Raw genomic sequence first — 5,545 nt, 5'->3', positions numbered from 1 at the left:
GCGGAAGACGTTATCCAGGATCCTGGCGTTGTTCGGCTCCTGCTCGAACTTCACCAGCTGATTGTCAACGGTGTCCAGGCTCTCGCTGGTCTCCGTCAAAAACTCCCGCAACAGATCATCCATGGAAACAGGCCTTCATACAGGGAGGGCGCGCGAGATCGACGCGCCTTTCGGAATGCGGCCAGCTTCACCGGAAAGCGTTTAATATTGGTTGAGTATGTGCAAAGGAACGGAACCAACAAGGAGATAAGACGCCCCGAACGAGCCGAGGCATCCCGTCAAGCCTTGGTTAACCAACTGAGATTGAAACGCGTTTACGAAGCGGTAACGACGATCGTCTCGCCTTCGGGCGCGAGCGTCACCGTGAGCCTGCAGGCCTGCGCGAGCAGCCGCGTATAATAAGGCTGGATCGCGTGGGCATCGGCCGCGGGTCCCCGCTCGCCGCTCAGGAGCTCGGCGATGTTCTGCGGCAAGCGCGCATTCAGGCCGGACGCGGTGACGCGAAAGCTCATCGTTTCGCCCTCGCCGATCGGATCGATGGTCAGCGTGCCGCCGCGCGGGATGGTGTGCTGCGCGATGACCAGCATGTTGAGCAGCAGCTTGACCCGGTTCTTCGGCAGCAGGAGCCGCGGCAGATTCCAGGTGATCGTGCACTTGCCGTCCTCGATGTGGCCGCGCGCCATGGCCTGGGCGTCGCCGAGATCGATCTGCGCGCCGGACGACCCGGCTGCGCCGAAGGCAAGACGGCAGAATTGCAGCCGCGCGGAAGCCGTCTTGGCGCTCTTGCGGATCAGTTCGAGGGCGAAGTCGCGGTCTTCGGGCTTGGGATTGTCGTCAAGGACTTCGAGACCGTTGACGATGGCGCCGACCGGGCTGATCAGATCATGGCAAACCCGCGAGCACAGGAGTGCTGCGAGTTCGAGCGTATCGGGAACGGGACCGGGTGACGAGGTGCCAGACATAGATGGTTCCTGGATTTGCACGGCGCGGACGCGGCGAATCACGCATGCTTGACGGACGGCGCGGGTTCTAACATTCGCACCCCTCGTGCAGCTAGCGCTTGCGACGGGTTCGGGGCCATAAGGACGAGGCGAATCGGGCGGGATGAAGGACGAGGCTTGTCGATGAACGGGGCATGCAGGTGATGCGGACGATCGATGGCGAGGGCGCATCCAGCCTGCTGGAACCGCTGACGGCGCTGGTGGTGAAGGCGGGCGAAGCCATCCTTGCGGTCAACCGCGCCGCGATGCGGGTCGAGGGCAAGCTCGACGGCTCGCCGGTCACCGAGGCCGACCTCGCCGCCGACCGCATCATTGCCGACGGTCTGGCCCGGCTTGCTGTGGATGTACCGACGCTTTCGGAAGAGCGGGCTCAGCGCGCAAAACCGCCGTTCCCGGAGAGCTTCTTCCTGATCGATCCGCTCGACGGCACCAAGGAGTTCGTGGCCGGACGCGACGAGTTCACCGTAAACCTCGCGCTCGTCACCAGGGGCACGCCGCTGCTCGGGATCGTGGCCGCGCCCGCGCTCGGGCTGATCTGGCGCGGCATCGTCGGGCGCGGCGCCGAACGGCTGCGGATCGAGGCCGCCGGTAGCGGTAGCGCCGAACCGATCCATACCCGTCCGCTCCCGAAGGCGGGGGAGCCCTGGATCGCGGCGGTCAGCCGTTCGCATGGCGATGCAAAGAGCGAGGCGTTCATCGCGGGCCGTCCCGGAGCGGTCCGTCGCGCGCTCGGTTCCGCAGTGAAGTTCGGCTGTATTGCGGAAGGCTCCGCCGACATCTATCCGCGCCTCGGCCCCACCTCGGAATGGGACGTCGCCGCGGGCTGCGCGGTCGTCACCGCGGCCGGCGGCCGGGTCACCGACGAGCGGGGCCGCGATCTCAGCTTCGGCGAGGGACGCAACGGGTTCATCGTTCCAAAATTCATCGCCTGGGGCGATCCGCAGGCCGCGCGCGCCTACTGGGAAAGCCCGTCCTGAAGCGCCGGCCAGCGTTTCCGCGCCTCATCCAGGAAGCGGCCGGGATTGGCGGCAAAGGCGTCGCGATTCGCTTCCAGGCTGAACAGATAGAGTCGTTGCGCCGAAATCGCGAAGAATCGGGGATTGCCGGCAACCGCGATCCCGCGGGCGACATCGGTCGGGTCGTAGCCGCCGAACTGCGGCCCGTAGACCTCGGGATGGGCCAGGAAGGACGCCCGGTTCCCCTCGTTCTGGAAACGCCAGACCGCGCCCGCCTGGCTTGCCTCGAACTCGGCCGAGCCCTGCGCGGGCTTGCCATCGATGAAATAGGCCAGCGGGTCGAAGCCCTCGATGGCGACCCCGGAGAAGCGGTTGACCACGACGCGCTCGGTGGTCGCGGCCTGCGCAGCGGACCAAACCCCGCCCGGACTCGGTCCAACCAGACAAATACCCGCCACCAGGCTGATCAAGGCGATTCCGGGGCGCGAAGGGCTGCTTTCCTGCCGTTGTGCCGTCATAGTTGCTACGGATAACATCCGAGTCGAGGGGATATCCGGCGCAACCTAGAGCCGCGACTGTTGGCGTCAGGTTAAACAAGCGGTCGGATTCGATACCAGGGGTAGGTTTATGACTTTCGCATCACGCCTTGCCGCAGTCGCGTTCGTCGCGCTGGTGGGCTGGATCGTGCCGGCGTCCGCACAGCAGGCCCCGCCGCCCAATCTGCCGCCGCCGCAACGTACCCCCGCGCCCAATACCTACGGTCCGGACGAGCTGGTGGGCGCCGGGCACCGCTTCTTCGGCAACGTCTCGCGCGGGCTCGCCTCGATCATCGAGAAGGCGGTTAGCCAGTGGGGCCTGCCGAACGGTTATATCCTCGGCGAGGAAGGCTCCGGCGCCTTCGTCGCCGGCCTGCGCTATGGCGAAGGCACGCTCTACACCAAGAATGCCGGCGACTTGCGGGTCTTCTGGCAGGGTCCCTCGCTCGGCTTCGACTGGGGCGGCGACGGCGCGCGCACCATGACGCTGGTCTACAACCTGCCGGCCACCAACGCGATCTACCAGCGCTTCGCCGGCATCGACGGCTCCGCCTACATCATCGGCGGCTTCGGCATGACGGCGCTGACCGCCAACAACATCGTGCTGGTGCCGATCCGCTCGGGCATCGGGCTGCGGCTCGGCGCCAACATCGGCTACCTGAAATACACCCCGCGCGCGACCTGGAACCCGTTCTAGGCAGGCGCCTCTCCCGTCCGGTTACGGATTCACGTTAACGACGGGCCGGGGCTGGCGTCCGGCCGGCCCGCCGTGGCATTGTCTTTGGTAAATTTTTCCTTCGTTGACGGAGTTCTGGCTCATGGTCGAACCGATCATGTATCTGGCGATCGGTTTCCTGCTGTCGATGCTGTGCGGGCTCGCGATCGTGCCGCTGGTGCATAATCGCGCGGTGCGCCTGACCACGCGCCGGCTCGAGGCCGCGACGCCGTTGTCGATGGCGGAGATCCAGGCCGACAAGGACCAGCTGCGCGCCGAGTTCGCGATGTCGGCGCGGCGGCTGGAGATGAGCGTCGACCAGCTCAAGAACAAGACCACGAGCCAGCTTGCCGAGCTCGGCAAGAAGAGCGACGCGATCAACCGCATGAAGATCGAGCTCGGCGAGAAGAACGCCACGATCTTCGCGCTGGAGGCGCGCGAGAAGGCGGTGAAGGAGCAGCTTCGCGCCACCGAAGAGGAATTCACCGCCAAGACGGCGGCGCTGCGCGACGCCGAGCTCGCGCTGAAGGACAAGCAGGGCGAGCTCGCCAAGATCAACACCGAGCTCTCGGACCGTTCGATGATGGCGGAGAGCCGCCAGGTCGAGCTCGTCGCGGTGCGCGCACAGATCGACGAATTGAAGAACCGGGTCGGCGACGCCGAGAAGGAATTTGCCGCGACGCAGGCGCGCCTGACGCAGGAGCGCAGCGAATCCGAAGCCGCCTCGCGCGAGCTCGGCGACGCGCGCGGCCGGGTGGAGAATCTGAGCCAGCGCGTCACCGAGCTCGACCGCCAGCTCATCCTGCAGGTCAAGGAGGCCGAGATGCTGTCCGGCCGCATCAACGACCTCGAGGGTCGGCTTTCGACCCAGGGCAAGCTGCTCGCCGAGCGCGACTACGAGAACAACCAGCTGCGCCAGGCCAACGACAATGCCGAGCGCACCATCAGGGAGCTGCGGGCCGAGATCGCCGGGCTCACCGGCGGCAAGTCGCCCGCGACGGACGCGCTGCGCGCGGAGAAGGCGGCGCTCGAGGAGCAGCTCCGCGTCGCACGTGACGAGCGCGCGAAACTGCAGCGGGACATCAACGCGATCCAGCAGCAGGCGGAAAGCTCCTGGGCGACCGAGCGGATGGAGAACGCGCTCCTGCGCGAGCGCATCAACGACATCGCGGCCGAAGTCGCAAAACTCGCCATGCAGCTCGAGGGGCCGAACTCGCCGATCGAGGCGCTGCTCGCGGCCGAAGCCGGCGAGCCGCCGAGGCCCGCTCCGCGCCCGGCCAACGGCGCGGCCGCACCCAGCCTGCCCGAAAGCGGCGGAACGCTCGCCGAGCGCATCCGCGCGCTGCAGGCCCACGCCTCCCGCGCCCGCCAGCAGGGGGCGTAAGCGCTGGCCGAAAACGGGTTTTTGGCACGATCCGCCGGCATCGCGCAGGCTGCTGCCGCCCGCTTTCGCGGTTCGGCGGTGCCTGAAAGGCTGACACCCAACTTGACACCTTTGGCCCACACTTCTAAATCGCGGGCTCCGATGGATGGCCGGCCAAGCGCTGGACGGGCCACACCATTTCCGGGCGCATAGCTCAGCGGGAGAGCGTTCCCTTCACACGGGAGAGGTCCAAGGTTCGATCCCTTGTGCGCCCACCAGCCTTCGCTCGCTTCGCGAGCTTCGGCTGGGCGAGCCAACCCAACTCCATCATGGCGAAGCGAGCGAAGGCTGTCCCGCCGAAGCTCCAGCACAGGCGGACCGCGACCGACGTGCGGCCCCGACTTCGGGCCGCTCGACGAAATCTGCGGTTCAACCCCATGCACAGTGCCGTCAAGGACCGATATGACGACTTACGATTTTTCCGAATCGATCTTGACGCGTCGGGCAAATCAGGGGCATAATGCCATCATTCCGGAAGAGGCGCGCGGCCTCGGACGATCAGGCGGCGCCTGATCCGCGGCACGCCACAATGTCGGCGCCACCCGGGTGGTGTTTTCAAACAATTCTCTTTCGCGTGAAGAGCGCGGCCAAGACGACCTACCAGGCGAATGGACAGAACGGCCACGAGCGCGCCCGCGAGGATATCAGCGAAATAGTGGCCACCGTTGACCGGCGTCGAAACGATCATGGCGCCGTTCCAGAGCGCGCCGACGCTTCTCAAGGAACGAATGGGCCAAACGGCCCAGGCGTAGACGATTGCCGCGACCGTGTGGAAGCTGGGAAAGGTCAGGACCCAGGGCGATCGGGTGAAGAAGTAGGTGACAAGACGGCTTTGAGCTGAATCTGTCGGGGTCCTCTGATTCGATGCGGAGGATGGAGCGATGGACGGGACGGCGGCCGATTGCGCGGCGTTT

The 5,545-nt window shown here is 66.2% G+C and carries 6 protein-coding genes and 1 tRNA gene; 4 read left to right on the top strand and 3 right to left on the bottom strand.

Annotated features, from left to right (window positions below):
* Window positions 1–314: 314 nt before the first annotated feature.
* Window positions 315–962 carry a histidine phosphotransferase ChpT gene (chpT, locus tag KGM94_RS23020; RefSeq protein ID WP_300264431.1) on the bottom strand — a complete coding sequence of 216 codons (648 nt, stop codon included), beginning with the start codon at window positions 960–962 and terminating at the stop codon, window positions 315–317.
* A 173-nt stretch (window positions 963–1,135) separates the two neighbouring features.
* On the opposite strand from chpT, the gene KGM94_RS23015 reads away from it, so the two are divergent.
* Window positions 1,136–1,978, top strand: a complete 843-nt coding sequence (locus tag KGM94_RS23015) for a 3'(2'),5'-bisphosphate nucleotidase CysQ (RefSeq protein ID WP_300264429.1) — start codon at window positions 1,136–1,138, stop codon at window positions 1,976–1,978.
* Here the strand turns inward: KGM94_RS23015 and KGM94_RS23010 are convergent.
* Window positions 1,957–2,475, bottom strand: coding sequence for a YHS domain-containing (seleno)protein (locus KGM94_RS23010; protein ID WP_300264427.1), 519 nt, complete (start codon window positions 2,473–2,475; stop codon window positions 1,957–1,959). The two genes, KGM94_RS23015 and KGM94_RS23010, sit on opposite strands and share 22 nt — an antisense overlap.
* A gap of 109 nt (window positions 2,476–2,584) precedes the next feature.
* Here KGM94_RS23010 and KGM94_RS23005 point away from each other — a divergent pair, with 109 nt between their 5' ends.
* The 3 genes from KGM94_RS23005 (at window position 2,585) to KGM94_RS22995 (ending at window position 4,849) form a co-directional block, all read left to right on the top strand.
* On the top strand, window positions 2,585–3,190 hold the full coding sequence (locus tag KGM94_RS23005; protein WP_300264425.1) for a DUF1134 domain-containing protein: 606 nt from the start codon (window positions 2,585–2,587) through the stop codon (window positions 3,188–3,190).
* 121 nt (window positions 3,191–3,311) lie between these two features.
* Complete coding sequence (locus KGM94_RS23000; RefSeq protein ID WP_300264422.1) at window positions 3,312–4,592, top strand: hypothetical protein; 1,281 nt, start codon at window positions 3,312–3,314, stop codon at window positions 4,590–4,592.
* A gap of 182 nt (window positions 4,593–4,774) precedes the next feature.
* Window positions 4,775–4,849: transfer RNA gene (locus KGM94_RS22995), tRNA-Val, on the top strand.
* Between the two features lie 248 nt (window positions 4,850–5,097).
* Here the strand turns inward: KGM94_RS22995 and KGM94_RS22990 are convergent.
* Window positions 5,098–5,545 (bottom strand): phosphatase PAP2 family protein (locus KGM94_RS22990; RefSeq protein ID WP_300264420.1); only part of this gene is annotated, 448 nt, incomplete at its 5' end.

Origin of the sequence: Bradyrhizobium sp. (genome assembly GCF_028868675.1) — a bacterium.
In the GTDB taxonomy this organism is placed as follows: domain Bacteria; phylum Pseudomonadota; class Alphaproteobacteria; order Rhizobiales; family Xanthobacteraceae; genus Bradyrhizobium.
This window is presented reverse-complemented; position numbering and strand designations above follow the sequence as displayed.